We start from the raw sequence: 25,562 nt of genomic DNA, 5'->3' as shown, positions 1-25,562 counted from the left end.
CATTTTTGGACAAAGCGCCTTCATTTTAAATCTTCAAAATCTAGTATTTTTTGAATAGATCATTTCAACACTTTTTAATGATTTTTTTTTCCAGTATTGAGTGGGTAATTTAAGAAAAGATCATGTAGCTGAAAGATTTGTTATTGTAAACGAATCTAAAACTAAGCCATCTAAATCAAAGAAAAATCCTTTCAAACTTGGAAACGAATCTATGACTAATCCTTCTGTCTTATCTTTGGTTTTGAAGGATGGAATGCTTCAACGATTGCAAGATGATGAAGGTGATTCTGTAAAAAATTGGACAGTTCGTGTTGTTCCTGCAATTAATCCTGCAGTGGATATAGAAACTGAAAATACATACTCTGAACATCCTTTGTATAGTGAACCTGCATATGGCTATCATTACAACATAATTGCTTCTCCTGACGAAACTAAAACTTTGGCAACAATAGATGTTGAACAATGGGGGTATGTTTTATCTGTAGTTCAAGATCGACTTAGATGGCTTTATACTCAAAAAGGTGTTGCATATGTCGCAATCTATGCTGACAGTGGCAAAAACTCTGGAACAAAAGTTCAACACCCACATTTACACATGATGTCATTTTCAACAATACCTCCAAAAATTGAAGAAGAAGCAAATTCTTCTCATAGAATTTTAAATGAAAAAGGTGTTTATCCAATGAGTCAACTTGTGACCTCTGAATCAGGTGGACCACGTCAAATACTCCAGACTGAAGGATTTATTGCATTATCTCCTTGGGCACCATCTCATCCGTATGAATTTTGGATATGTCCAAAAAAACATGCAACTAGTTTCTCAAAAATTTCCCAAAAAGAGATTAATGATTTAGCCTTAATCCTTAGAGCTACGTTAGGAGGTCTATCAAATTCCATAAAGGATGTCTCATTTAATATTGCATTTCATCTATCTCCTGAAAAGAAAAATAGTAAACAGATTCATTGGCATGTTGAAGTATATCCTCAAACCATTCCTTGGTCTGGTTTGGAACTTGGATTTGGAATATTTCTAAATGAATTAACTCCTGAAAAGGCTGCTGAAGAACTAGGCGCAGCATGCAGAAAAGAACTTTCTGCACTAGTGGGAATTTTATAAAATTAAGTTATAGTTTATTACATCAAAAAAAAATTTGTTATTATGGCATTAGAAAAATACATGGCAATTGCAGGTTTAGTATTATCTATTTTCTTTGTTGCAGAAGTTTTAACTTTATTTAATTTTATGATAGATCCTTCGGATAATGATTCATTTGGTTTTGAAGCAGGTCCAAAATTATACCAATTTATTTCACTTAGTATCGCACCTGCTACAATAATGATGGGTGTTTCATTTCATTTGTCAAAACGATATGGTTCTAGATTGAATGGAATGTTAATAATTCTTAGTGGTGCAATCATATTGCTTGGAATGGCTTATGCATCTACTATGATTGAAGATCTAAAACCTAGTTTGGTAGATTCTTCTGTTGAGATGGTACCTCTTATTTCCATGGGTCTATCAATTCCAATTATAATCGTAGGTGCCAGACTTTTAAAAATTAGACCTAGAAAACCAAAAAAGAACTATCTTGAAGACGGCGATAATTTCTAAACGCTCATCTTTTTCTTATCTGAATTTTGACCTGCCATTAGATTTTGTTGCTGTCTGATTCTCTCAGCAATTAATCTGTAAAGTGATCTAAACTTATCTTTAGTTTTATCTGAAAGAAAATCTGCCTCTTCGATGGCAATTTTTTCACAAATATAACGTGCCACTTCTTCGCTATCAAATTCTTCCCAACCGTCCTCTCTATGCTCTTCCCAGATTGAGTTGAGGCTCTCAATAATTCCGCTCTTATTTCTGGATTGTATGTCCTGTTCTGTTAAATTGACATACCCTTCTTTTCTTAATTTAATTGCATAAGTTTGGTTTACTGCATAAAGGTAATCCTCTGTAATCATATAGTCTTCAATTGATTGGAGAGCTTTTGTTTTTTCTTCAAAGAAAATTGTTTGAGTTTTTGAAAATTCATTAGCAATAAGTTGAGCTGAAATTTCTTTTGATTCTTCAGTATTGTCTAATAGTACAAATGTATTGTATCCATGGTTTCTATAGAAAATTGATAATGGTAAAACTGAATTTTTATTGTATGCTGCTACTATATTCAGAGGATTCATCGAGATGTTTGGGTCTTCTAAAAATTTATCAAATGCATTAAGATACATTGTGTCTGCAATAGTTTCTACAACAATAATAGGTCTAGAATTATATCCTATTTGTCTATCTAAAATTGATTCTACCAGACCTCTTGACAAACCGTAAAGAATTGGTGTTAATGTGAGATCATCTGCATTCCAATAATCATAATAAATTCTACTCAAATGCTTCTTTTTGTCTAACTCAACTACCAAGAGATTACCTGGTGCATAATCAAAAATCATGTAAGGTGAATGTGTTGCATAGAGCACTTGGTTTGAACCTGCTAAACTTTTTAATAAATCTGAAATTCCTCGTTGCTGTGTAGGGTGTAAGTTTCTTGCTGGTTCGTCTAAAAGCAAAATCGCTTCTTTTAATTCTGCTCTTTGTGTCTCTGCAGCAAAATTTACGATAAATGAGAATGTCCACTTAAATCCTTCAGCTCGTCTATTTAGGAGTCCTGTATTTGTAACTGTTCCATCTTTATGTACATCTGATATGACGACACTCATCACATTATTTGGATTAAGTCTTAATTCAACATGTATTGGATCTCCTTTCCAAGCAGGATTTAATTTCTCAGTTAGTCTTTTACTACACGTATTAAGCAATTTTATTAATTGTGAAGGACTATTCTTTGCCTCTTCTAATTCTTCAACATCCAACTCTGCTAAATAAAACAAATTATCAACTGTATCTGCTTTATCAAATTCATCTTCTGAAAATTCTATGCTAGGACTCGTTCTTTCTTTTCTATATTCATTCAAATTTACATTTCCAATGATTTTTTTGTAATCTGAAAAATACACAAATCTTGGATGCAAATTAGAATCTATGAAATTCTCTAATGCCATTTTTTCTGTAGTTCCTACAAGTAAACTTTGGAAATTAGAATCATTTTCATCAGAAATTTTATTCCATTCCTCAATAACCTGTGGTTCATCTGCAGCTAATACCTGTAAATTATTTCCAAATTCAGCCATTTCATTTCTAAACATCTCTTCAGTTTCAGGTGCTTGACCCTGAAAAAATCCTGTATCTAGTTTAATCTGTACATGATTTGGTATAGTATCCAAAAAAGAAAGAAATTTTTCTCTAAAATTTTCCCATGAGTTAAGTCCACTATTTTCAGCTTCGCTAATTTCAACATCTCCAAAATCATACTGCGGTATTGGATTTTTGTTAGTTCTAAAAATCTTAATTTTTTTTATTTCTGGAATTGATGGAAATGTTTCTTTAATCAATCTAATTTCATTATGATTCAAATCAAATTCTCCCTCAGCTAACCTAACCTCTTGTTTCAAGTCTTCTGTCATTTCATCACACAAGTCAAGGTCTGAGACTGGTTGGTCTTTGTTAAGTAAAGTTAATGCTTGTAAAATTGTAGTTTTTCCACTCTCATTTCGGCCAACAAAAGCTGCAAGGTCTCCTACTCTAATTTCACCTGAATCGTGGATACAACGATAGGCACGAGCTCTAAACTTCCTTAATCGCACAAAAAAATTATCGTTCGCTAGAATTTAACTCAAATGACCAAATTATCTTAGACGTTTTGACGAATCCTTTTTGTCCACTTTTTTCTCTGTGTCATCTTCTACGCTTAAGTCTGGAATGTCAACTCTACATTCTCCATCTTTACATTCCTTTTTTGTCATAATATCTAAAAATTCACTCCTAAAATAAACATAATCGGCCCCAAAAAATATGACAAATTTGATATACGTGGGAATTGAACTTGTAACATCTTGGTTAAACCTTCTGCCCTTGTAGTCTATGTTCTACCTATCGTACTTTCTGTATCGTTAGGAACTGCAGTAATGGCTGAAACATTAAGCAGTCCTGATCGAGAATTAAACTTTTTACAATTTGGCGGCGATGGACATACATCCAGTTCAAAAAGTGAAATTACTTTAACCGGATTCAGTAATGAAATTGTACAAAATTCTAACATTGAATTTAGTATAAAACTCTCAAATCCAGATTTTAATTGTGGCGATCTATATATCACAATTTATGATACATCTTCCTCTGAAAAACAAGTTTTAACCCAAAGTGGATTCTTAAAACAATGCTTTATTCAAAATAATAACACTCTTCCAGTGGATGAAAATTATTCAGAATTAATTACTAAATCTGGAACTTATGAAATTCATGTTGAAATCTTTAATGAAAAATATACTGATAGTATAAGTATGGATGAAACATTACGTGTAAAATAATCTAATTGGTGAAAAATAAAATGTCGAAAAAAGAAATTGATCCTGAAACTGCAAGTCAAATAAAAAAAGAGCTAGCTGAATTACGTGCACAATTAGAAAATCAGAAAAAATCAAAAAAGAAAGCTGCCAAACCTAAAGCAGAAAAGAAAGCTGCCAAACCTAAAGCAGAAAAGAAAGCTGCCAAACCTAAAGCAGAAAAGAAAGCTGCCAAACCTAAAGCAGAAAAGAAAGCTGCCAAACCTAAAGCAGAAAAGAAATCTGCCAAACCTAAAGCAGAAAAACCAAAAAAATTAACGAAAGCTCAGATAGCACAAGCAAAAAAAGATGCAAAAGCTGCTAAAGAAAAAGAAGAAGCTGAAGCAAAAGCTGCAAAGGAAGCTGCAGAGAGAACTCCTGAAGATGATCTGGAAGAACAATTTTCTGATGAACAAATACGAAACTTCCAAATCGAAAAAATGGATATGGATAAACTCACAAACAAAGTTTGTGAAATAATTGCTGAATTTGAGGATAAAGGAGTACTACAAAGTGAATTATGGAAAAAATTAAAGCTAAATAGTAGGGATGGTTCAAGACTTGCACTTAGATTAGAAAGACGTGGTTTAATTTCTCGTGAAAAAATATTACAAAAAGGAAGATGGACTTACAAATTAATTATTGAACAAGCACCGATTAAATTGGAATCATTAATTGATTCTCCGTGCTTAACTTGTCCTGTAGAACAAAAATGTGACTTTGAAAATGCATATCCTGAACCTAGTCCTCTTCATTGTCAACTAATTGAAAACTGGGTTGCAGTTGAATTCAAGAAAAAGAAATGAAACTAATCGATGCTAAAAAAGATCATTATCGAAAACTTGCTCATGAACAAGGTTATCGAAGTCGGGCTTCTTACAAATTAAAAGAAATTAACAAATCATATCGCATTATCGGTCCCGGTTCTTATGTTTTAGATTTGGGATGTGCTCCTGGTGGATGGCTACAAGTCGCTCGTCAAATTTCAGGTAATCAGGGTAAAGTTTTAGGAATTGATTTATCATTTGTTGAAGATCTTCCAGGTGTTGAAATAATCCGTGGCAATATTGAAGATCCGGATATACTTGAAGAAATAATGTCATTTTTCAATAGAAAGATTGATTCAGTAATTTGTGATTTATCCCCAAATGTATCTGGAAATTGGTCTGTTGATCATGCTGTACAGATATCTCTGAATTATACGGCAGAAAAATTGATGGAAAAAACTCTATCTAACAAGGGAAATGCTTTGTTCAAGGTGTTTGATGGCGAATATTCAGCTGAATTTTATGAGTTCGTCAAGAAAAAATTCATCAAAACTAAATTGCTAAAACCAAAAGCAAGTAGAAAATCCAGTAGTGAATTATATTGTATTTGTATGGGATATCTTAATTCTGAAAAATCTGAGTAATTTTATCTATTTCACAATCTGTTCTAAATCCCCCAGGATTCAATGATGTCATTGATGCTTTGTATCCCTGTGCTCTTAACCTTTCAATTGCTTCATTCAATTTCAATGGCGCAGACTTGATCATTGATGCAATCTCATCTAACGTATAATATGTTGCTGGAAGTTCAGCCTCTTCTTCTGCTCTTTCAATAATTCTGTCACATTTTTTATTTACTATTAGATCATTTTTCACATTTTTCATTTTTTGTATAAACTCTTTTTCAAATAATTTTCCTATCCATAGAGGACCTGCTATTTCGGTTTCATGACCGCACTTTCTACATTTATCCTGCCTAGTGATTTCTGTATAACGGTCTTTACAACTTCTGCAAAAAATTATGTATCCAATTTTCTCTTCTTTTTCAGGAGTATTCAAAATTTTCATGTATGTTCTATAGTAATGCATGTCATGATCCACAAAAAGAGGTTGAAATGAAATATCTAGTCTTCCAGCAACAAAACTTACACATCCTAAAATTAGTCTAATTGCAATCTCGTTGCTAAATTCTGTTTTAACTGGTGTTCCATAGTATCTCCTTTTTGCAGCTTTATTGAATAATCCATGTAACACCTGAAGATCAGTAGCAGTAAGTGCTAACATTCCGCTATGCATAGTTGCTCTAATCGCACAATCAATGTATTTTGACGGTGATCCAAATGGATCTATATCTACAATTGATGCACGTTCATTCATTCTTGAATGAGAACTAAGAAACCTACATGTCTCATTTTCAGAAATCTCAAAATTTTCTAAATTATTTATCTTTGCTGATCTTAAAGCAATATCCAATGCATTAGGATTGACATCATTTACAATAACTTTCTCAACTTCACTAATCTCATTTGCAATTCTTAACCCTCTTGCACCTAATCCTGATAATCCATCAAAGAAAATTTTTGGAAATTTATAATCTTTCCAAAATGCCGAACATGCAATTATTGATAAATCTCTACTCAAACTTGCTCGAGGATTGAAAAAAGCAGGTTCTTTTGGTGGAACCTTCTCGGTCATAGATCCTTTTGGAACAAATAACTTTGTGCTGCCTTCTGTGATTTCAATAATCTCTTCATTCATTCTTGTCGTCTATGAAATTAAATCCCCTATATTCTAATACGTGTATACAAGTCAAAATTTGTGAAAATATGTGGTGTAGATGATGCTGGTAGAGGATCCATGATTGGACCTATGGTTATTGCTGGAATTAGTATTGAGAAAAAAAATATACCTAAACTTCGTAAACTCGGCGTTCGTGACTCCAAAAAACTTAGTCCTAAAAAGCGTGAATTATTGTATAAAGAAATTGTAAAACTTGTTGACGATTACCATGTAATTCGAATTCCTCCACGAACCATTGACAAGTATGTTTTTGAACATAACTTGAATCATTTAGAAGCAAAAAAAATGGCCGAAGTGATATCTAATCTTAATCCTGATCTATCATACGTTGATTCTTGCGATGTAAATGCTGCTAGATTTGGTCGTGAGATTTCTGACTTGTCTAAAAAATCCAAGGTGAAATCATATCATTATGCTGATTCTAGATTTGTTGTTGTCTCTGCTGCATCAATAATTGCCAAAGTTTCAAGAGATCGTTCTATCATGCGTTTAAACAAGACTGCAAATCTTGGAAGTGGATATCCTTCAGATAAAAAAAGTGTAAATTATGTCAAGAAAGTTGTTTCATCAAAAAAATCTCTTCCTACTTCAATTCGTAAAAGTTGGAAACCTGTTCAAAAAATACTTGGTCTAATCTAATGATCTGGCAATAATCATTGCATGATCTTTATCAAAAGGTTTCAAATCAATTCTTTGTAATATTTCAAAATCACTTTGCAATTTTTTAATTTCTTCATTAATAATTTGATTTGGTTCTTTTGTTACATCTATACTTCTTGATTTAATTACAAGAAATAGCATTCCTTTCTTTTTAAGATACATTTTACAATTTGCAATTGCAATTTTTGTTTGGTCTGGTTGTGCAATATCCACATAAACTACATCCACTTTACTAAATACTGAAAAATATTGATCAGGTTTTTTTGCATCTTGAATAATTGGAACAATATTTTTTCTATAAATTGCAACTCTATCAAGAAAATCTCTTGCCACTCTGCTGGAATGTTCCACGCCAAAAATAATTCCTTTTGGACCTACAATATCTGAAATATGACTTATTGTTGTTCCAGTAGATACACCCAAGTATAGAACACTTGATTTTTCCTCAAATGGAAATTCTTCTAATCCATTCATTATGCAGGCTGCTAATTTGCTTCGAAATGGTTCCCAATTTCGATATTCCACGCCTTTTTTATCTAATAATTTTTCCTTGTAAACTTGTTTTCCGGGAGAAAAATTTTCTGTAAAGAGTTTTCTTTCTCCATCCAGATTAAACCAGAAATAGTTTCTATCTTCTTCCAAAATTCTTTCGTTTTCTATTCTTGAATCTATCTCCTCTTCTCTTTTGTTTAGATTCTTTGCTCTTATGGAAATTTCCTCTTTGTTGTTCTTGTGGTTGAGGTCTTTTCACTGGTTTGGAATATTTTTCTTCAATTTCCTTGACTCTAATATTTAATTTTTCTAGTAGTGTTTTATTCAAACCTGAACCATGAACATCCACTCTTGATGCTATTGCTGCCTTTGCTGCTATGGCTCTTGCAATCTTACCTCTTTGCCATCTAGGAGCTGCATGTACTACTGCATGTTGGAATAGTATGCCATGTTTTGGTGGATTTGAACCGGTTTTTAATGCACGGAATAATGCCTTTTCTGCACCAAGAACTTGAATTGTACTTGCAGGCATAGTTGCCATTTTTTGAAGACTTCCTGCTTTGGCTAAAATTCTTGCACCCACTGTTGTTCCTAAAACTGCGGACAAGTTAGGAGCAACTTCATTCATCTGTTCATCAACTTGTTTTTCTAATTCATTTCTCAAATCAAATAATTCTAAAATATTTTTAGCTAAGTTTTGTACTATCTCGAGATTTTTTTCTGTAATGTCTCCTCCTCGACTCTTTTCTTTTACTAATGAAAGCATTTGAACTTTAGAATCAGGAAATCCTGCATTTACAAATACATCGTCTGTGATATTTTCTCTTTTTCCTGCAACTACAATTTGCGCATAACCGTTTATACTATCAATGATGTTATCCAGTTCTGGAAAATGTAGTCCATACCATTCTCTTAATCTTGAACTCATTCCATTGATAATTTTGTCAGTATCATCTAATGTATTGATACTTTGAATAATATGTAGATCTGGACTAGATGAAACCTCTGTAACTTTTGATGATGATAAACTAATTGCAAATTCTCTTAATTTTTGAATTGCATCGTCATGGTTTTCTGCTAATCCTGCATCAACCAAAATTTGTGGTTTTGTTAATTGAATATCTTCTAATTTAACTTCATTCATTAATTGTGATTCAATTGATTTTTTCTTGAGTAGATCTTGTAATCCTACATCGTTTACCAAAACATCAATATCTTTTTCGTGTAAAAATCTGGTTAAATCACTTAATCTAGATTTTGCTTTCTTTACAAAAACATAATCCTCTGCAGGTTCTGAAAAAGGAAATGTTTTGATACATTTCTGTTCCTCAAAAACAGCAATTCCTAATTCAGTAAGTATAACTGACAGCATAATATCATACCAATCTAATCCTCATTAAAAAATCTACATATCCTAAACCAACTGTTATAAGCCATTTCCAATAATCTTCTTCAGATGGACTCTAGTCTGGAAACCACTCTTGGTTCACTAACACTAAAACGCCCCACCGTCTTAGCATCTGGAATTCTTGGTATTTCTTTGGATGTTTTCAATAGATTACATGATGCAGGCGCTGGTGCAGTTGTAACAAAATCATTGAGTAAAGAGCCTTGGGAAGGATATCCGAACCCAACTATTTTCAGTGTGAAAGGTGGAGGGTGGATAAATGCAGTTGGATTATCAAATCCTGGTGCAGAAACTTTTGCAAAAATGATTGAATCAAATGATAATGTCCCAATAGTTGTGAGTCTTGTTGGCTCTGTTGAGGATGATTTTGAATATATGATAAAAAAATTTGAAAATTGTAAAGTTGCAGCATATGAACTAAATCTTTCATGCCCCCATGTTGCCAAAGTTGGACTAGAAGTCGGTGATGATATTGAACTTGTTTCAAAAATTATTAAAAAAGTCAAATCTATTACAAATTCACCTATTGTCGCCAAAGTAGGTCTAGGAAAATCTGATTATCTTGCAACTGTTGATGCTGCTGTATCTGCAGGTGTTGATGCAATTACTGCAATTAATACAGTTAGAGCAATGGCAATAGATGTTGAAACACAGATGCCAATTCTCAGCAATAAGATTGGTGGACTATCTGGCACTCCAATCAAACCAATTGCTCTAAGATGTGTTTATGAAATTGCATCAAAGTTTGACATTCCGATAATGGGATGTGGTGGAATCTCAAATTGGGAGGATGCAGTTGAATTTATTTTGGCAGGTTCTTCTGTGGTACAATTTGGAAGTGTTATGGGTGATCACTGGGTTGAAACATTTAGTGAAATTAATTCTGGCATTCAAAAATATATGGAAAGAAAGGGTTATGCAACAATAGGTGAAATGATTGGAAAAGCAAAGAGACAATAATCATCCGCACATTTGTGTCATCGAAAAAATTATTGATGAAACTCCTACCGTACGAACTTTGTATTTCAAAGATTCTCTACTTGCAAATGTTTTGCCTGGCCAATTTGCAATGATTTGGATTCCTGGTGTAAACGAACTTCCAATGAGTGTAATGGTATCTGCTGAAAATGATCAAGCTGCATTGACAGTTAGAAAACGTGGTGAATCTTCCACTGCATTATACAATCTTTCTGTGGGTCAACAAATTGGGGTGCGTGGCCCATACGGAAATGCCTTTGAAATTAAAAATGGAAAAATTCTCCTAATTGGGGGTGGAACTGGTTTAGTTCCTTTGATGAGATTAATCAAATTCTCAAATCCCTCAAATCACATCACTGTCTTGATGGGGTCACAAACTAAAAACGAAGTATTTTTTGAAGAAACTGCAAAAAAATTACTAGAACATAATTCTCATGAAATAATCCCTGTTACCGAAGATGGAAGCTATGGTGAAAAAGGCTATGTTACCGATATCCTGGAAAACCTCCTGGAAAAAAATTCTTATGATGCTATCTACACGTGTGGTCCTGAATTAATGATGTACAAAACTGTCCAAATGGCTAATAAAAAAGGAATTTTTGTTCAAGCAAGTCTGGAACGAATGATGAAATGTGGTGTCGGCATATGCGGAAGTTGTTGTGTAAATGATGATCTTGCATGTAGAGATGGAACTGTATTCGATGGAGATCATTTATCCCAAAAATCTGAATTTGGTCACTCTCATAGAACAAAATCTGGAATTTTAGAAGAAATATAACGATAGAACTCAAGCAAGGTTTAAAATAAATGATTTTTCAAGCCGTATAGGTAAAAAATGGCGACTCCAAAAGTAGTTCTCACTGCAGACAGAACTTTGATGTCTCCATATCGAGGTATTTCTCTCGCAACATTCTTTGGGTGTGCTCCTGCAATTGATCCTAATCGTGATAAAAACAGTTTCTGGTATAAAATTCTAAAAAATCAAGTTACTCCAAAAGTATTGTTTGATTTCATTTGTAATTGGTCTCCTGATGTTAATGGTGTTGCCAAATTTGCTCCATATGGATTACGAAAAGTTGAAGCTGGATTACTACGTGATGGATATGCTCGAAAAGATGTAGTTGTGGCTCATCCAAATCATATTGAAAAATTCATTGGTCCTGAAACCGAAGTTGTTGGAACATACGAAATGGATCCTCTTGGAATGGGACCTGTAACAATGACCTTTACCTTTGGACGAAAACAAACATCATATGATGAATTTTACAATGCAGATTTACATAGAAGAATTAATGCAGCAAAGAAAAAGAATGGAAGTCATGCTAAAGTTATTGCTGGTGCTTCTGGTACTTGGCAATACAACTATGCGCCTGAAAAAATTGAAGAATATGGTTTGTATGCAGTTCTTGAAGGTGAGATGGGCGGAATTGCACCTGAAATAGATGGACATGCTGGTAGATTTTTCGATTATTTGATTGATGGACAATTTGAAAACATGGATCCATTTAGAAAACGAAAAGACTTCAAAGTTGACATTAAAGAATTCAAGCGTGGTGACAAAACACACCATGGAAGATTTGTTAATTTCTGGGATAGACCAGAACTAGATGAGATTCCAGAAATTACAGAACCAAGTATGCATGGCATGGTTGAAGTAATGCGTGGTTGTGGTCGTGGATGTAAATTCTGTGATGTAACACTTCGTTCTTTAAGATATTATTCTCCTGAAAAAGTAAAAAAAGAGATTGAAGTTAACATCAAAAAAGGTGGAATGGATAGGGCATGGATTCATAGTGATGATATCTTTGTTTATGGAATGGATATACGAACTGCAAAAAATATGGAACCAAACAGAGATGCATTAGAAGATTTGTTCAAAGCAATAATGTCTACAGGTGTAAAGCATACTAATCCTACACATGGAACCCTTTCAGGAGCAATTGCCGATGAACGTCTTGTTCCAAGTCTTTCCAAAATTACAAGAGCTGGTCCTGATAATCTTACTGGAATTCAATGTGGATTTGAAACAGGCAGTACAAGATTAATTGAAAAATATGCTGATAGAAAACTTGCACCATATAGTCCTGATGAATGGCATTGGGTTGTAAAAGAAGGTGTAAAAACTCTAAATGAAAATTATTGGATTCCGGCATTTACTTTGATTATGGGTTTAGATAACGATGAACAACCTGAAGATGGCTGGGAGACTATCAGATTAATCAGTGAATTAGAAAGAGAACAACCAGAAGCAATGTTTACTGCTACTCCTTTAACATTTGTTCCAATTGGATTATTAGAAAAATCTGAATTTTATGATATGGGACAGGATAATGACCCAACACAATTAGGTGTCATGTACAAGACTTGGCAACACAATTTCAAGTATGGAATTCAAAAATTCATGACTAGGACTGGAAAACATGGTGCAGCAGGAAAACTCAAGGCTACTGCATTTAATGGACTTGCACGTTCCTTAGGCGGTGTTCCATTAGGCGCAATGGAAAGATATGCACGAAGAAAAGGTAGAGAACATGAGCGTGTAATTGAGAAAATCAAGGCTGAATATTGGTAATTCCCAAATACATAAATTCCTAAATTTTAGCATAAATCTATGGCAACACACGGTTCGCTTACCAAAGCAGGTAAAGTAAGAGGTCAAACTCCTAAAGTAGAAGGAAGAAAGATCGTTGGAACAAACTCAAAATTACGAAATAAAAGTAATTTTAGAAAAAGATTCGTGCTAGCAGAAATTGGTCTTGGTGGAAAAATGCCAGGTCAAAATAAAGCAAGTGCACAAAGAAGAAGACGTCGTTAGACCTTAGTTTATTGATTCAAAATCTAAATCTTATAAAACAAAATGGTTATAAAGTACTGGTACCGTACCTTACAGTATGACTGAAGAAATAACTTTGGAAAGTCTGGCTGGAGTTGGTCCAGTAACAACCCGAAAACTAAATGACGCTGGAATTCATAATATTATGGATCTAGTGGTTCGTGGTCCTGTAGAAATAGCCGAACTAACAAGTATGGATATTGATACTGCAGGCAAGCTTGTTGAAAAGGCAAGAGAAGGTTTAGTTGAAGGTGGATTAATTCAGAAGGATTTTGTTAGCGCAAACGAGTTATACAAAAAGAGACAGACCATTGGTAAAATTACCACTGCAACTGAAGCTCTAGATACACTATTTGCTGGTGGTATCGAAACTCAGGCACTAACTGAAGTCTATGGTGAATTTGGATGTGGTAAAACACAGTTCTGTCACACAATGTGTGTACAAGTCCAAAAATCCAAACAAGAAGGCGGTCTTGAAGGTGGTGTATTATACATCGATAGTGAAAATACCTTTAGACCTGAAAGAATAGTTTCAATTGCACAAGCAAATGGAATGGATCCTGAGAAAGTTCTTGACAACATTATTGTTGCAAGAGCATACAACAGTTCTCATCAAATTCTTATTCTTGAGGAAGCCAGTACTTTAATCAAAGAACACAACATACAACTAATAGTAGCAGATTCTGCAGTTGGTCTATTTAGATCTGAATACCTTGGAAGAGGTACTCTTGCAACACGTCAACAAAAACTAAACAAATTCGTTCATTTGTTAGTTAGATTGGCTGAAACCTATAACGTTGCTGCAATTGCAACAAACCAAGTAATGTCTTCTCCTGACCAGATGTTTGGTGACCCAACAAAACCTGTTGGAGGTAATGTAGTTGCACACACAAGCACATACCGTGTCTACTTGAAAAAATCAGGTAAAAAGAGAATTGCAAGAATGGTCGATAGTCCACATCATCCTGAAATGGATGTTATCTTTGCACTAGGCGAAGCCGGTGTAATAGACCCAGAAGATACAACAAAGAAAAAGAAGACTACAAAGAAATCTGAGCCTAAAGAAGCTCCAGAAACTCCTGAAGTTAGCGCAGAACCAGTAGATTCTGAGCCTAAAGAAGCTCCAGAAACTCCTGAAGTTAGCGCAGAACCAGTAGATTCTGACTCAACTGATTTGAAATAGTCTCATTTCCCCTCCTCTTTTCATTTCTTTAATACAAATTTCTGCCAAATTTCATACTAGTCTTAAAATAAGGGCAAACAAGTGATTTTTTTAATATGGCAACTAAAAAGACATCTGGTCGTTCACACGGATTTAAGCATAAATCTAGATCAGTAATGACAAAAAAAGGTCCTCGTGGAGTATCTTTCTTACTAAGAGAGTACAACGTTGGTGATAGGGCACTAGTCCAAATTGACTCATCACAACACAAAGGACTGCCACACAGACGTTATCACGGAAAAGTGGGACTTGTCACTGAAGTAGGTAGACGACATGTAGTTTTAGATGTAAAATTAGGTGAAAAATCAAAAACTTTAATCACTAGATTAGACCATATCAAACCATTCGGTGTATAAAATGGAAGAAGTAAAAAAGAAACAAGCAGTTTCACTATCTGAAGTAAAAGAATTGTTGAAGAATCAAGATCCTGAAAATATGGACCAAATTCAAAGATGGACTTTTGATTATGTTTCCAAAGTCTCAACATTGGAGGCAAGTTCAGCAAAAAAAATGAAACAACAATTAGTTAAAGATTGCAATATTACTGAAGAAGAAGCTGTTGAACTGATTAACATTTGTCCACAAACAATGTCTGAATTACGTTCTTTTACATTTGGATGGAAAAAATTAATTCTGACTGAAACTTTAGAAAAAATTCTTAAAATTATCAAGGACAATAGTTAGATAATTAGGTGATTTTTTTGGAAAGGGGAACTACCCAATCACGAAAATATGAAGAATATGCATATGTGTTAGATTTTTCAACACGAGGTAGGTCAAAAACTGTTAGAGGCCGAGAAGGTGTAATTGTAACAGCTCTAGGTGAAGAACGTTTAACATTACTTGAAGTTCTTGGTTTAGATGAATCAGAATTTGAAATAGGTGAAAAAATTTACATTGGAAAAGAAGGACGAACAAAAGTTCAATCTGTATTGGGTAAGTTAGATTATGAGCAAATATCTGATTCTGCCCAAACCGAATTAACTAATGTTGTATCTACAATTGTCACAAACAATGAAATCAGATTTGTAAATTATATCAATAATGCACAACCATTAACCCCACGCAAACACTCGCTTGAATTGATTCCTGGAATTGGTAAAACATATCTCAAAGTCATAATTGATGAAATTAACAAAAAAAAGTTTGAAAATTATGAGGATTTAGAATCTCGTGCAGGAATTAAAGAACCTGTTAATCATTTATCAAAAAGAATTATTGAAGAAATTTCTGGTGAAACTCAGTTTAGATTATTTGTCAAAAAATGAGTATTCGAAAAAAATTAGGACAAAATTTTCTTAATTCAAAATTAATTGCAAAATTCATTGTTGATTCGGCAAAGATATCAAAAAATAACATAGTTTATGAAATTGGAATTGGAAAAGGAATTCTTACTCCATTTCTTTGTGAAAAATCAAAAAATGTAATTTCTGTTGAAAAAGATGTTAAACTTTATGAGGAATCAAAAGTAAAATTTTCTAAAATCAAAAATCTCAAAATTATTCATGGTGACGGCTTTAAACAACACGAAAAATTTGATATTTTTGTCTCTAATTTGCCATATTCTGAAAGTAAAAATGCCATACAATGGATGCTCATGGAAAAATTTCAGCATGGAATAGTCATGGTCCAATATGATTTTGCAAAAAAACTACTAGCTGAAGGTAATGAAAGAAAGGCAATTTCTGTCTTGGCTCAGTCTGGATTTGAAATGAAAATTCTCAAAAAAATTGGAAAAGAAAATTTTACTCCAAAGCCAAAAATTGATTCTGCTATAATGTCATTTTCAAGAAAAAATACATTTTCAAAAGAATTAATCCAGTCTGTTAATCTCATGTTCTCATTTAGAAGGAAAAAACTTCAAAATATAGGAAAGAAATTGGGATTAGAAATAAAATCTGATCAGAGATTAGAAGAGATGAACAATAATGAAATTATCAAATTTGCAAAAAAAATTAAAAAAATCTGAACAATACCTTCCTGCTGAAGATACATTCTTTCTTGCAGATAGGCTAAAGGATCTTCGCGGTAAATCTGCATTAGACATAGGATGCGGTTCTGGCTATCTGACTGACATTCTAAACTCAAATTTCCAGTTAGTTGTTGGAACTGATATTAGTTTCAACACCCTTTGTACACAAAATTATAAAACTCAAAATGCCATATGTTGTCATTCTGCTGATGCATTGAATTTACAATTTGATCTCATCATTTGCAATCTTCCTTATCTCGCAACTGATGAAATTATTGATGTTGCAACTGATGGTGGAAAAGATGGATTGGAAATCCCATTGGAAATTATCTCTTCAGCATTGCCTCATTTAGACAAGAATGGAAAATTCCTGTTTGTAACGTCATCATTATCTGATTATATGGGATTAGTTAATTTTGTAAACTCCAAAGGTTTTCAAGCAAAAATAATTGATAAAAAAAAATTATTTTTTGAAGAACTGATTATTGTAGAAGTAAAACACTTACTTTCTTAAATTTGCTTTTGCAAGTTCTGAAATTTTTTCTGACATTTGTGTTGTAGTGGCTTCTCCGCCAATATCAAATGTTACATATTTTCCTTCATTAATTATTTGATCAGTTGCTGAAAAAATTGCATCTCTAATGTCTCTTTCACCTAAATAATCTGCCATCCATGCACCTGCAAGTACTGTCGCAGTTGGATTAACTTTATTTTGTCCCTTGAATGATGGTGCACTTCCGTGTGCAGCCTCAAACATGGCATAATCTTTTCCCATATTTGATGAATAGATGAGACCGATGGAACCTACAATTCCAGATGCAAGTTCTGAAATTATATCCATGAATAGGTTTGTACTGACTAAAACTGAATTGTTAAACTGTTCTGGATTTATGACTAATTGCTGAGCCATATTGTCTATGTAAATTTCTTGAAGCTCCATATTTGGAAAACTCTTTACTGATTTCTCTACTTCTTCAAAAAATAATCCATCAGTTTTTTTCAAAATATTTCGTTTTGTGATTGCCACAACTTTGTTTAACTCGTATTTTTTTGCCCAATCAAGTGCAGAATCCATAAATCTTGAACATCCTTTTCTTGAAATTTTTCTAATTGCAATTGCTGTATCCTCATTAAGTTGTGTCTCTACTCCCGTGTACAAGCCCTCAGTTGCTTCTCTAAAACATACAAAATCTACATTTCTGTTTGGTGTTAATCTCTTGAAAGTTTTAACAGGTCTAATATTTGCAAATAACTCAAATTTTTGTCTTAATGTTACCGCGACACTCCTTGGTGCTCCTGGCTTTGGAATTGTAGTTGTTGGTCCTTTAAAGCATGCATCAACTTCTTCAAGTGTGGTCATAGTTGATTCTGGGATGTATGATGCATCTTTGCTACCATTTTTTTCCCATTGTTCTGAACCTGCATCACAAAATACCATTTCTGATTGTAAATTGCATTCTTTCAGTATGCCTGTCATTGCATCAACAATTTCAGGCCCGATTCCGTCGCCTTTCATTATTGCAACTTTTTTTGTCATATGAAAATCATATTTTTCAATTATTTAATCCATTATAGAACAATCACGTACAATAGTGTGTGAATGAAATAAAAATACACACAATTCATCCTAAATATGGATGTGGCAAACTCATTAAAACTTCTTGATTCTGAATTTGAAAAATTTCAGAAGATAATAGACTCTATGCCAAAAAACTCCGAAAAAATGATTCCTGACATAGTGAGTCTCTATTTTCAGGCAACAATGGTTGAAACCTTGTCCAAAAAACTCACACAGGATATCTCGGAATCTAAACAACAAACACATCTCGAAAAAATTAACAAAATTCAAAAATATGTGTATGAAAATTTCTCAAAATCACTCCATCCAGTAATACTTTCTCAGTTGGTAAATTCAATTCAAAAATCCACTAATGATCTTAAACTACTTGGCCAAAATTCTGAAGCAAAAACTAAAGAAATTATTGAAAATGAGGCACGATTATACAAAGAATTACGTGAGTTAATGAGTACAAAAGAATTTGTTAAACAATATGATTCTGGAATCAAAGATGATTGAAAATATCTCAAAGAATCTTATCAGTCTAAAACAAGAATTCAGACGTGTTTATTGTGGAACTAGTCATGTTCAAGAAATAATGCCACTGGATGAATCAGATGATTTTCCTATTCCTCAAAACGATCTTGATTCTCTACATATCTTTTTACAAAATAATTCCATTTACTATGATAAATTTGAAACAAAAATTAATGATGTTAACTGCATGGTGTACGAGGGTGACATAAACAAATATTGGTTAAACAGTATTGGCCATGAATCTAGCACACAGCCATTTTCTCCAACTTGGATGCTAACTGCTTACATAATAACTTCAATGGCTAAAATGTTAAACTATAAGGAAATTCTAGACATTGGCTCTGGTGACGGTAGAATTGCATATTGTGGAAAAGTTTTAGGATTGAATGTATATGGAATTGAAATTGACGACATGTTAGTTGACTTGCAAAATAATATTTCAAAAAAGATAATGGCAAATTTTAATCCAATTTGTTCCGATGCAGTAAAATTTGATTATAATTCTCTGGGTCTGACTCAACCTGCATTTTTTATTGGCGGATTGCCACAAATGGGGGGCGATGTGTTGGCAAGCAAAATTATTTCAAACTTAGATAACAGCCTAAAAGAAAAATCATGCATGGTTTTGACTGGAAGTTATTCTGAAAAATATTCATTTAATGATACAAGAGATGGTGGTTGGAAAAAACTGATTGATGAGAGTGGTCTTGAAATAATTAAATCAAATTCCTTACCTACTGCATGGAGCTTTAATCAAACAACTGAAACTCCCTACATATTCACAAAATTTTCTTAGTACAAAAATACTGTAATGCCGGGGGTGGGTTTCGAACCCACGACCTCCAGATTATGAGTATTGCCTTCTATGGAAGAACCGTTAGAGTTTACCATTCGAACTGGCACTCTAACCAGGCTGAGCTACCCCGGCACGAATTTTCATCCAAGTATATGGCACTTAAATGTTAAAATCAATAATGTTTTGAGACGTTTTGCCACGATTCATTCTCTGATTTTACCCAGAGGAATTTTTTCTGCAGAGCCGCGGTGTAGAGTTTTTCCCAATCTGCTGTTACCTCATCAGTCCATGATTTGAAAATCCGTGGGTCGATGTAGTTTCGTAGAGATGTACCGAGGTTATAATCCCTAGTTTTCTCTGTAAGGTCTAATTGTAATCTTAATTTCTCAACCCTTTCTTTTTGTTTTGCCTTTGATTTTTTTATCATTCCTTTAATTTTTGTAATTCTCTCTTTTTTTTTCTTCTCTTGTGCATCGGTCTTAGTCTTTGTTGATTCAGCCTTTTTCAATACTTCCTCATTTTTCTTCCATGGTGTTGCTTTTTCTGCTGTTTTGAGTGTATCACGCTTTTTTTGAAGAGATTGTTCAAATGTCTTTGGAATGGTTCTCTTATGGTTACACATGATTGCAGCTTCAAGATTAGCCAGTTTTGCATGATATAGCTTTTCCATTTGTGAACCTTTTTTCACATCTCCATTTTCATTAAGATATTTTGAAACAACTGTTGAAGCACTGAATGTTCTAAAAACTTTAGCAGTTAATCCTTTTACTACCGTCTTGTAGTATTCATTTACATCTCTAGATGTTAAGTTTCCAAATATTTCATCAGTTGCTTTAATTTTTGCAGTTAACTCTTTAAGATTCTCATGAAACTGCTTATCATTTCCAATAGCTGGAACTGTTTCTTGCCATCGTACACTATCTTTTCCAAGAAAATCAAATTTTATTGCATCTGATGTTAATGTTACATGTTCTTTTCTTAGTGTGGTTGCACCTACTGTATCTGCTTCATCAGGATCTTTTTCATCTCCAACTCTCATTGCTGTTCGATAAATTAACCAGCATACTGTAGATATTCGTCTTACCTTAGGATCCTTACTCTGCATATCTTTTACAATTTTATTTTTTATAGTTTCAATTTCTTTTGCTAGCATCTTTGCCTTATCGTATTTTGCCTTATCTCTATCTTGTTTAATTCCTGCAGTATCTGCTAACCATACATATTTTCTTTTTTGTGTTAGAAAATCTGTCCAACTAGCCATCCACATTGATTCTTGATCATGAACAATTTTGCCCCAATTTCCAACTGGCACCTTTGCTTCTTTGCCTAAATTTAATGTGACATCCTTCGATGTGACTTTTGGTTTCCATTTTCCTCGTAAGGGGTGTTCCCCTCTTCCAATGAAAATTCCTGGTGGTTCAGCCATATAGTTTGCAATTTCAACTTCATTCCCATCCATTTTTCCTGTACCAAATTTCACTTTCATCTCTTCTCTCAATTCTTTACGCTTTGCAGCAAGTGCCTTTTTCTCTTCTTTTGTAAGGAGTTCCTTTGCATCTTTTTCTTTATCAACTAAATTGAACGCATTTTTAAAATCAATATCATCTAATTCTAATTTTTTATATTTTTTACCAAATGTTTTTGCAAAATCTGCAACAAAATTTTTCTGAAAAACTTTGTCTAGTGCATACGGTGTGTCTTTCTTTTTAGCCCATTGATAGATCATCTCTTCTTGATTTATGTCTAAATCAACACTTTCTCCTTTGATCTTAATCTTTATTTTTTTGGTTTCAAAATCTGGCGGAAAAAGTATTCCATTATGTTCTAGTTTTTTCCATTTCATTATAATTCACAATCCTTCGGACTTTGACAAAAATCGGTATCTGGCGTATATATTCTAACCTTGAATTATTCCCCGTATAGTTCCTTTTTCAGATAATTCTCAAACTCAATATCTGTTTTCATTTTTTTTGCCTCCAAGAACATTGCCGCATCATTACCTACAACGTATCTTGGTAAAGGATTTTCTTCTTTTATTGAATTAATTATGGCATTTGCAACTTCTTTTGGCGGAGTTCCCATCTCTGCCATCATTTCTACACCTGAAATTACTTTTGATGTGATATCTTTGTAAGTATCATCATTATCTGCTTTTTTTGCAGTTCTCATTGAATCAAAAAAGTTTGTTTTGATGACTCCTGGCTCTATTATTATCACATTGATTCCAAACGGTTGAAGTTCATACCTTAAAGATTCTGAAAAACCTTCTAAAGCAAATTTTGAACTGATATATGCAGTTGATACTGGAAAACCAATTCTTCCTGCTACTGAACTAATATTCACAATATCTCCTGAACCCTGTTTTCTCATTGTAGGCGCAACTTTCTGAATCAATCTTACAATTGAAAAAAAGTTCGTCTCAAACTGTTCCCTAAATTCCTCAATTGAAACATCTTCACCCGTTCCCCATATGCCCCATCCTGCATTATTGACTAGTACATCGATTCTACCTTTTTCCTGAATGATTGTATCTATTGCATTTCCGGCAGATTCGTCATTATCAACATCTAATTCTATTACTTTCAATGGAAGATTTTCTTCATCTGTAATTCTCTGTATATCGTCGGCCTTTTTTACATCTCTCATGGTTGCGTATGTGACATATCCTTCTCTTGCTAATGCTAGAGATGTTTCAAATCCAATTCCACTAGAACTACCTGTGACAACTGCAACCTTTTCCATGACCCTTGTTTGAAATCACTATGTAATAGTATTATTCTTTGGCACTATTCCATGAAAACAAAAAAGGTTAACTATAATGCGGCTGGATCTGGAGTATGGCAGGTTATACATCCGATGTGGCTAAAAGCCATAAAAAATTCACAAATGCTTTGAATCGTGCAAAAACTAGACAAGCATGTCTCAATGCATACTGGAAGCATAAAAAAGAACATGAAAATCTTCTTAAAAAACATCTAAAAGAAGAACTTACAGCAGTAAACAAGAAAAAAGCAAAAATCCCTTATCGTTAATTGTAGTGGAAAACATTACAATTTTTCTTTTTATGAAATTTTAAGTAATCATGAATAGAAAAATAATTAATGAAAAAAATTGATTTCAATAAAATCTATAACAAAAACTGTCTTGATGGAATGAAGTTAATTGATAAAAATAAAATCGATCTAATAATTACAGATCCTCCATTTGCTATTGATTTTAAAGCCAAAAAAGCAAATTACAATAGAAAAAGTTCTCGAGTAATTGAAGGATATAATGAAATCTTACCTGAAAATTATTCCCAGTTTAGTTATGATTGGATTTCTGAAGCAAATCGTATACTAAAAGAATCTGGAAGTATGTACATATTTTCTGGCTGGAATAATCTTAAAGATATTTTGATTGCAATCGATGATGTTGGTTTAACTGTAATCAATCACATAATTTGGAAATATCAGTTTGGTGTTGTAACAAAAAATAAATTTGTAACTTCACATTACCATTGTCTTTTTGTTTGTAAAAATCCTAAAAAAAGAAAATTTTACCCTTTTTCAAGATATGGAAAAAATGAAAAAAGTGAGGATGGTCACAGCCTACATTATCATGACAAAGAAGATGTTTGGGAAATTAAACGTGAATATTGGACTGGAGAGGATAAAACTCCTACAAAATTGCCTGCTGAAATCATCAAAAAAATTCTAATGTATTCTAGTAAAAAAAATGATATCGTATTTGATCCATTCCTTGGTTCTGGACAAGTTGCAGTAGTTGGAAAAATGTTAGATAGACGTTTTTGCGGATTTGAAATTGTTAAGGAATATTATAAATTTGCACAAAAAAGATTACGGAAAAATGTGTACCGATTAAATGAAAAATCTAATTCGTAAATTTATTCTCTGAACTATTTTCTTTGGGTCCAAACCTTGCATCAATAGCATTTTTTAATTCTATATCTGATTTATTCTCCGTGTTAATTCTCAATGTTTGTGCCATTCTTTCTAATTTTTGTCTCTCTGTTTGAACTGGCCCCTCAATTGTAGGGTTTTCCGGTTCAGCTTTTGTCATATCATTAATTTGATTTTGCATTTCTGTTTTTGCTTTGTTATATTCGCCTACCATTTTTCCAATCTTTTTTCCGGCTTCAGGAAGTTTGTTCGTTCCAAATAATAGAATTAATGCAACGAAAATGATTATCATCCATTCACTTCCCATAATATTTAGGAAATATTCCATGTCTCTCAATATTTTGTTTTAAAATTAAAGATTTGTATTTTTGTTAGGCTCAAGCATTCTTCTTTTTGATATGGAAAGTATTGCAACACCAATTCCTATTACAAAGAATACTAGGTACGGTGTTTCATTTCCAAAGAATTGTGATATTACTCCTGCAATTACTGGACCACTAGCCCATCCTATTCCAAACACTGTTTCATATGCTCCAATCATAGTACCGGAAATCTCTTTCCTTGTTTTACTCAAAACAATTTCTAATGTTAGTGGGAAGAAAATACTGAATCCAAATCCCAATAATGTTATTGCAATTGCAAATTCAACAATGCTTTCTACGAAGAATGATAGTCCTAGTCCTGCAGCTATAGAAAAAGTCGCCAGAATCAATGTGAGACTTGTATTTTTCGCCAACTTGCTTGCCATAATGAGAGTTATTATTCGCGATAAACCAAAAATGAAAAATAAAATTTCAATATTGACTGGAGTCATGGCCCTGTCGTTCAAAAAAGCAGGATAAATGCTCAAAATTATGCCAAATGATGCAGTACAATAAATGAGCATCATGATGACATGTGGAAATTTTATTATCTCTTTGATTGAAGAAAATGAGAATTTTTCACTTTTTACAATTGGTCTATTTCTAGATAGACCGATGGCTGAAACAATTGATGCTACTAATATGTAAGTTGCAATTTCAAAAATGAATCTATAATTTTCATCATAGTTTTCTAATATCACTGAGCCGATTAGTGGTCCAATCATAAATCCTGTTGTAAAAAATCCAGTAAACGTTGCAATGTTTCTTACCCGTGTTTTTCCTTTACTTACATTTGAAATAATTGCTTCACATGGTGGCCAAAAAAATGCATGCGCTACTCCTGTAAGTACTCTATAGCCCATAATTTCTGGAACTGATTGTGAAATTGAAAGTAAGTATACTGATATTGAATTTATTCCAATTCCTAACGAAAGCAAATGTGCATTGTTGAAACGGTTTAATAAAATTCCGACAAATAATGGAAAGAACATGTATGGAATAAAATTTGCAAATCCTATTGCTCCTAAATCTGCATATGATGCACCAATTACATTTTTTGCAAAAACTGGTAACAAAGGACCTTGAAGCCCATATGAGATTCCAATTAAAATGCCGGTTATGTAAACTAGAATTAATCTATTATTCATTTGTATGCAGCAACCATAATAGCTCCGCCCATAAGGTCTTTTTCAAATTCCACTCTTGAAAATTTCTCAAGTAACATGGATTCCAATTTCTTATTTTGTGGCCAAAGCTTGTATGTTCCGTACAATGTACCAAACTTTAATCCAAGTCTTCCTCCTGCTATCAGTGCTATTACCGGTAAAATCATTCTGAGATAAAATGTTACACCAAATCTAAAAAACGGTTCGTCTGGTTTTCCCAAATCAACTATGACCCACTTGCCGTCTTCTTTTAGAACTCTATGCATTTCAGAAATTGCAGTTTTCAAGCTAATTGCATCGCGTAATGAATATCCTGACAGTACTGCGTCAAATTCTTTATCTTGAAATGGAACATGTTCAAAAACACCACAAGCAGAGTCTATTTTTCTATCAAACAGTCTGTCTGTATTTTTTAACATTGGTACAAGTGGATCATAAAGAATTATTTTCAAATCATTATCAACAATCTTTGCTGCAGTTTTTGACATGTTCCCAAATCCAGAACCTGCATCTAGAATTTTATCTCCTTTCTTTACTCTACCTTTGATTGCTCTGTTTCTATGTTCAACATCTTTTCCTAGGGAAATGAATGAATTTACTTTGTCATAAACTGGTATGATTTCTCGAAGTACGTCTATTACTTCTCCCCAATAACTGCCTAAACCCATATCTAAATCA

The 25,562-nt window shown here is 33.2% G+C and carries 30 protein-coding genes and 1 tRNA gene; 20 read left to right on the top strand and 11 right to left on the bottom strand.

Annotated features, from left to right (window positions below; genetic code table 11):
- Positions 1 to 100: 100 nt before the first annotated feature.
- Both T478_RS05365 and T478_RS05360 read left to right on the top strand, forming a co-directional pair.
- Positions 101 to 1,117: a galactose-1-phosphate uridylyltransferase gene (locus T478_RS05365; protein ID WP_048105767.1), complete on the top strand. Its 1,017-nt coding sequence runs from the start codon at positions 101 to 103 to the stop codon at positions 1,115 to 1,117.
- Between the two features lie 42 nt (positions 1,118 to 1,159).
- Positions 1,160 to 1,612, top strand: coding sequence for a hypothetical protein (locus T478_RS05360; RefSeq protein ID WP_048105762.1), 453 nt, complete (start codon positions 1,160 to 1,162; stop codon positions 1,610 to 1,612).
- Here T478_RS05360 and T478_RS05355 read toward each other — a convergent pair.
- A complete protein-coding gene (locus T478_RS05355; RefSeq protein WP_048105760.1) occupies positions 1,609 to 3,693 on the bottom strand; it encodes an AAA family ATPase in 2,085 nt (694 codons plus the stop codon). The two genes, T478_RS05360 and T478_RS05355, sit on opposite strands and share 4 nt — an antisense overlap.
- 249 nt (positions 3,694 to 3,942) lie before the next feature.
- On the opposite strand from T478_RS05355, the gene T478_RS05350 reads away from it, so the two are divergent.
- From T478_RS05350 to T478_RS05335, 3 genes are read left to right on the top strand one after another with little or no spacing between them, the layout of a single operon-like run.
- Complete coding sequence (locus tag T478_RS05350) at positions 3,943 to 4,416, top strand: hypothetical protein (protein ID WP_048105758.1); 474 nt, start codon at positions 3,943 to 3,945, stop codon at positions 4,414 to 4,416.
- 20 nt (positions 4,417 to 4,436) lie between these two features.
- On the top strand, positions 4,437 to 5,237 hold the full coding sequence (locus tag T478_RS07740; protein WP_052433899.1) for a hypothetical protein: 801 nt from the start codon (positions 4,437 to 4,439) through the stop codon (positions 5,235 to 5,237).
- Complete coding sequence (locus tag T478_RS05335; protein ID WP_048105756.1) at positions 5,234 to 5,842, top strand: RlmE family RNA methyltransferase; 609 nt, start codon at positions 5,234 to 5,236, stop codon at positions 5,840 to 5,842. Before T478_RS07740 ends, T478_RS05335 begins: the two co-directional genes overlap by 4 nt.
- Here T478_RS05335 and T478_RS05330 read toward each other — a convergent pair.
- Positions 5,820 to 6,956: a tRNA (guanine-N1)-methyltransferase gene (locus T478_RS05330; protein ID WP_048105755.1), complete on the bottom strand. Its 1,137-nt coding sequence runs from the start codon at positions 6,954 to 6,956 to the stop codon at positions 5,820 to 5,822. The genes T478_RS05335 and T478_RS05330 overlap by 23 nt on opposite strands.
- A gap of 60 nt (positions 6,957 to 7,016) precedes the next feature.
- Between T478_RS05330 and rnhB the strand changes: the two genes are divergently transcribed.
- Positions 7,017 to 7,637 carry a ribonuclease HII gene (rnhB, locus tag T478_RS05325; protein WP_048105752.1) on the top strand — a complete coding sequence of 207 codons (621 nt, stop codon included), beginning with the start codon at positions 7,017 to 7,019 and terminating at the stop codon, positions 7,635 to 7,637.
- Here rnhB and T478_RS05320 read toward each other — a convergent pair.
- Positions 7,629 to 8,300 (bottom strand): fibrillarin-like rRNA/tRNA 2'-O-methyltransferase, encoded by a 672-nt coding sequence (locus T478_RS05320; RefSeq protein ID WP_425320015.1) that lies wholly within the window; start codon positions 8,298 to 8,300, stop codon positions 7,629 to 7,631. The two genes, rnhB and T478_RS05320, sit on opposite strands and share 9 nt — an antisense overlap.
- Entirely contained in the window at positions 8,287 to 9,522 is a 1,236-nt protein-coding gene (locus T478_RS05315) for an NOP5/NOP56 family protein (protein ID WP_048105747.1), read from the bottom strand. The genes T478_RS05320 and T478_RS05315 overlap by 14 nt, the downstream gene beginning before the upstream one ends.
- A gap of 84 nt (positions 9,523 to 9,606) precedes the next feature.
- Here T478_RS05315 and T478_RS05310 point away from each other — a divergent pair, with 84 nt between their 5' ends.
- From T478_RS05310 to T478_RS05265, 10 genes are all read left to right on the top strand, one after another.
- On the top strand, positions 9,607 to 10,518 hold the full coding sequence (locus T478_RS05310; RefSeq protein ID WP_048105745.1) for a dihydroorotate dehydrogenase: 912 nt from the start codon (positions 9,607 to 9,609) through the stop codon (positions 10,516 to 10,518).
- Entirely contained in the window at positions 10,496 to 11,314 is an 819-nt protein-coding gene (locus T478_RS05305) for a dihydroorotate dehydrogenase electron transfer subunit (RefSeq protein WP_048105743.1), read from the top strand. Before T478_RS05310 ends, T478_RS05305 begins: the two co-directional genes overlap by 23 nt.
- A gap of 57 nt (positions 11,315 to 11,371) precedes the next feature.
- Positions 11,372 to 13,108, top strand: a complete 1,737-nt coding sequence (locus T478_RS05300; protein ID WP_048105741.1) for a B12-binding domain-containing radical SAM protein — start codon at positions 11,372 to 11,374, stop codon at positions 13,106 to 13,108.
- Between the two features lie 39 nt (positions 13,109 to 13,147).
- Positions 13,148 to 13,351, top strand: coding sequence for a 30S ribosomal protein S30e (locus tag T478_RS05295; RefSeq protein WP_048105739.1), 204 nt, complete (start codon positions 13,148 to 13,150; stop codon positions 13,349 to 13,351).
- 76 nt (positions 13,352 to 13,427) lie between these two features.
- Complete coding sequence (radA, locus tag T478_RS05290; protein ID WP_048105737.1) at positions 13,428 to 14,552, top strand: DNA repair and recombination protein RadA; 1,125 nt, start codon at positions 13,428 to 13,430, stop codon at positions 14,550 to 14,552.
- A gap of 95 nt (positions 14,553 to 14,647) precedes the next feature.
- On the top strand, positions 14,648 to 14,947 hold the full coding sequence (locus T478_RS05285; protein ID WP_048105734.1) for a 50S ribosomal protein L21: 300 nt from the start codon (positions 14,648 to 14,650) through the stop codon (positions 14,945 to 14,947).
- A 1-nt stretch (position 14,948) separates the two neighbouring features.
- Entirely contained in the window at positions 14,949 to 15,275 is a 327-nt protein-coding gene (locus tag T478_RS05280) for an RNA polymerase Rpb4 (RefSeq protein ID WP_048105725.1), read from the top strand.
- Positions 15,276 to 15,292: 17 nt separating this feature from the next.
- Positions 15,293 to 15,859, top strand: coding sequence for a DUF655 domain-containing protein (locus T478_RS05275; RefSeq protein ID WP_048106972.1), 567 nt, complete (start codon positions 15,293 to 15,295; stop codon positions 15,857 to 15,859).
- Entirely contained in the window at positions 15,856 to 16,560 is a 705-nt protein-coding gene (locus tag T478_RS05270; RefSeq protein ID WP_048105723.1) for a ribosomal RNA small subunit methyltransferase A, read from the top strand. Before T478_RS05275 ends, T478_RS05270 begins: the two co-directional genes overlap by 4 nt.
- Complete coding sequence (locus tag T478_RS05265; protein WP_048105721.1) at positions 16,520 to 17,077, top strand: HemK2/MTQ2 family protein methyltransferase; 558 nt, start codon at positions 16,520 to 16,522, stop codon at positions 17,075 to 17,077. The genes T478_RS05270 and T478_RS05265 overlap by 41 nt, the downstream gene beginning before the upstream one ends.
- Here T478_RS05265 and T478_RS05260 read toward each other — a convergent pair.
- Positions 17,066 to 18,100, bottom strand: a complete 1,035-nt coding sequence (locus T478_RS05260; protein ID WP_048105720.1) for an isocitrate/isopropylmalate dehydrogenase family protein — start codon at positions 18,098 to 18,100, stop codon at positions 17,066 to 17,068. The two genes, T478_RS05265 and T478_RS05260, sit on opposite strands and share 12 nt — an antisense overlap.
- 96 nt (positions 18,101 to 18,196) lie before the next feature.
- On the opposite strand from T478_RS05260, the gene T478_RS05255 reads away from it, so the two are divergent.
- Positions 18,197 to 18,640, top strand: coding sequence for a hypothetical protein (locus T478_RS05255; RefSeq protein WP_048105718.1), 444 nt, complete (start codon positions 18,197 to 18,199; stop codon positions 18,638 to 18,640).
- Positions 18,633 to 19,454 (top strand): hypothetical protein, encoded by an 822-nt coding sequence (locus T478_RS05250; RefSeq protein WP_048105716.1) that lies wholly within the window; start codon positions 18,633 to 18,635, stop codon positions 19,452 to 19,454. The genes T478_RS05255 and T478_RS05250 overlap by 8 nt, the downstream gene beginning before the upstream one ends.
- A 16-nt stretch (positions 19,455 to 19,470) precedes the next feature.
- Here the strand turns inward: T478_RS05250 and T478_RS07575 are convergent.
- The 3 genes from T478_RS07575 to T478_RS05235 form a co-directional block, all read right to left on the bottom strand.
- Positions 19,471 to 19,586: transfer RNA gene (locus T478_RS07575), tRNA-Met, on the bottom strand.
- 40 nt (positions 19,587 to 19,626) lie between these two features.
- Positions 19,627 to 21,297: a DNA topoisomerase I gene (locus T478_RS05240; protein WP_048105714.1), complete on the bottom strand. Its 1,671-nt coding sequence runs from the start codon at positions 21,295 to 21,297 to the stop codon at positions 19,627 to 19,629.
- Positions 21,298 to 21,362: 65 nt separating this feature from the next.
- Entirely contained in the window at positions 21,363 to 22,196 is an 834-nt protein-coding gene (locus T478_RS05235; protein ID WP_048105712.1) for an SDR family oxidoreductase, read from the bottom strand.
- Between the two features lie 95 nt (positions 22,197 to 22,291).
- Between T478_RS05235 and T478_RS05230 the strand changes: the two genes are divergently transcribed.
- Complete coding sequence (locus tag T478_RS05230) at positions 22,292 to 22,486, top strand: hypothetical protein (protein WP_048105710.1); 195 nt, start codon at positions 22,292 to 22,294, stop codon at positions 22,484 to 22,486.
- Between the two features lie 69 nt (positions 22,487 to 22,555).
- Entirely contained in the window at positions 22,556 to 23,338 is a 783-nt protein-coding gene (locus T478_RS05225; RefSeq protein ID WP_048105708.1) for a DNA-methyltransferase, read from the top strand.
- Here the strand turns inward: T478_RS05225 and T478_RS05220 are convergent.
- From T478_RS05220 to T478_RS05210, 3 genes are read right to left on the bottom strand one after another with little or no spacing between them, the layout of a single operon-like run.
- Positions 23,328 to 23,684, bottom strand: a complete 357-nt coding sequence (locus T478_RS05220; RefSeq protein ID WP_048105706.1) for a Sec-independent protein translocase subunit TatA/TatB — start codon at positions 23,682 to 23,684, stop codon at positions 23,328 to 23,330. The two genes, T478_RS05225 and T478_RS05220, sit on opposite strands and share 11 nt — an antisense overlap.
- 24 nt (positions 23,685 to 23,708) lie before the next feature.
- A complete protein-coding gene (locus tag T478_RS05215; protein ID WP_048105704.1) occupies positions 23,709 to 24,866 on the bottom strand; it encodes an MFS transporter in 1,158 nt (385 codons plus the stop codon).
- Positions 24,863 to 25,552, bottom strand: a complete 690-nt coding sequence (locus tag T478_RS05210; protein WP_048105702.1) for a class I SAM-dependent methyltransferase — start codon at positions 25,550 to 25,552, stop codon at positions 24,863 to 24,865. Before T478_RS05210 ends, T478_RS05215 begins: the two co-directional genes overlap by 4 nt.
- Positions 25,553 to 25,562: the final 10 nt, after the last annotated feature.

This window comes from Candidatus Nitrosopelagicus brevis (genome assembly GCF_000812185.1).
Lineage (GTDB): Archaea > Thermoproteota > Nitrososphaeria > Nitrososphaerales > Nitrosopumilaceae > Nitrosopelagicus > Nitrosopelagicus brevis.
This window is presented reverse-complemented; position numbering and strand designations above follow the sequence as displayed.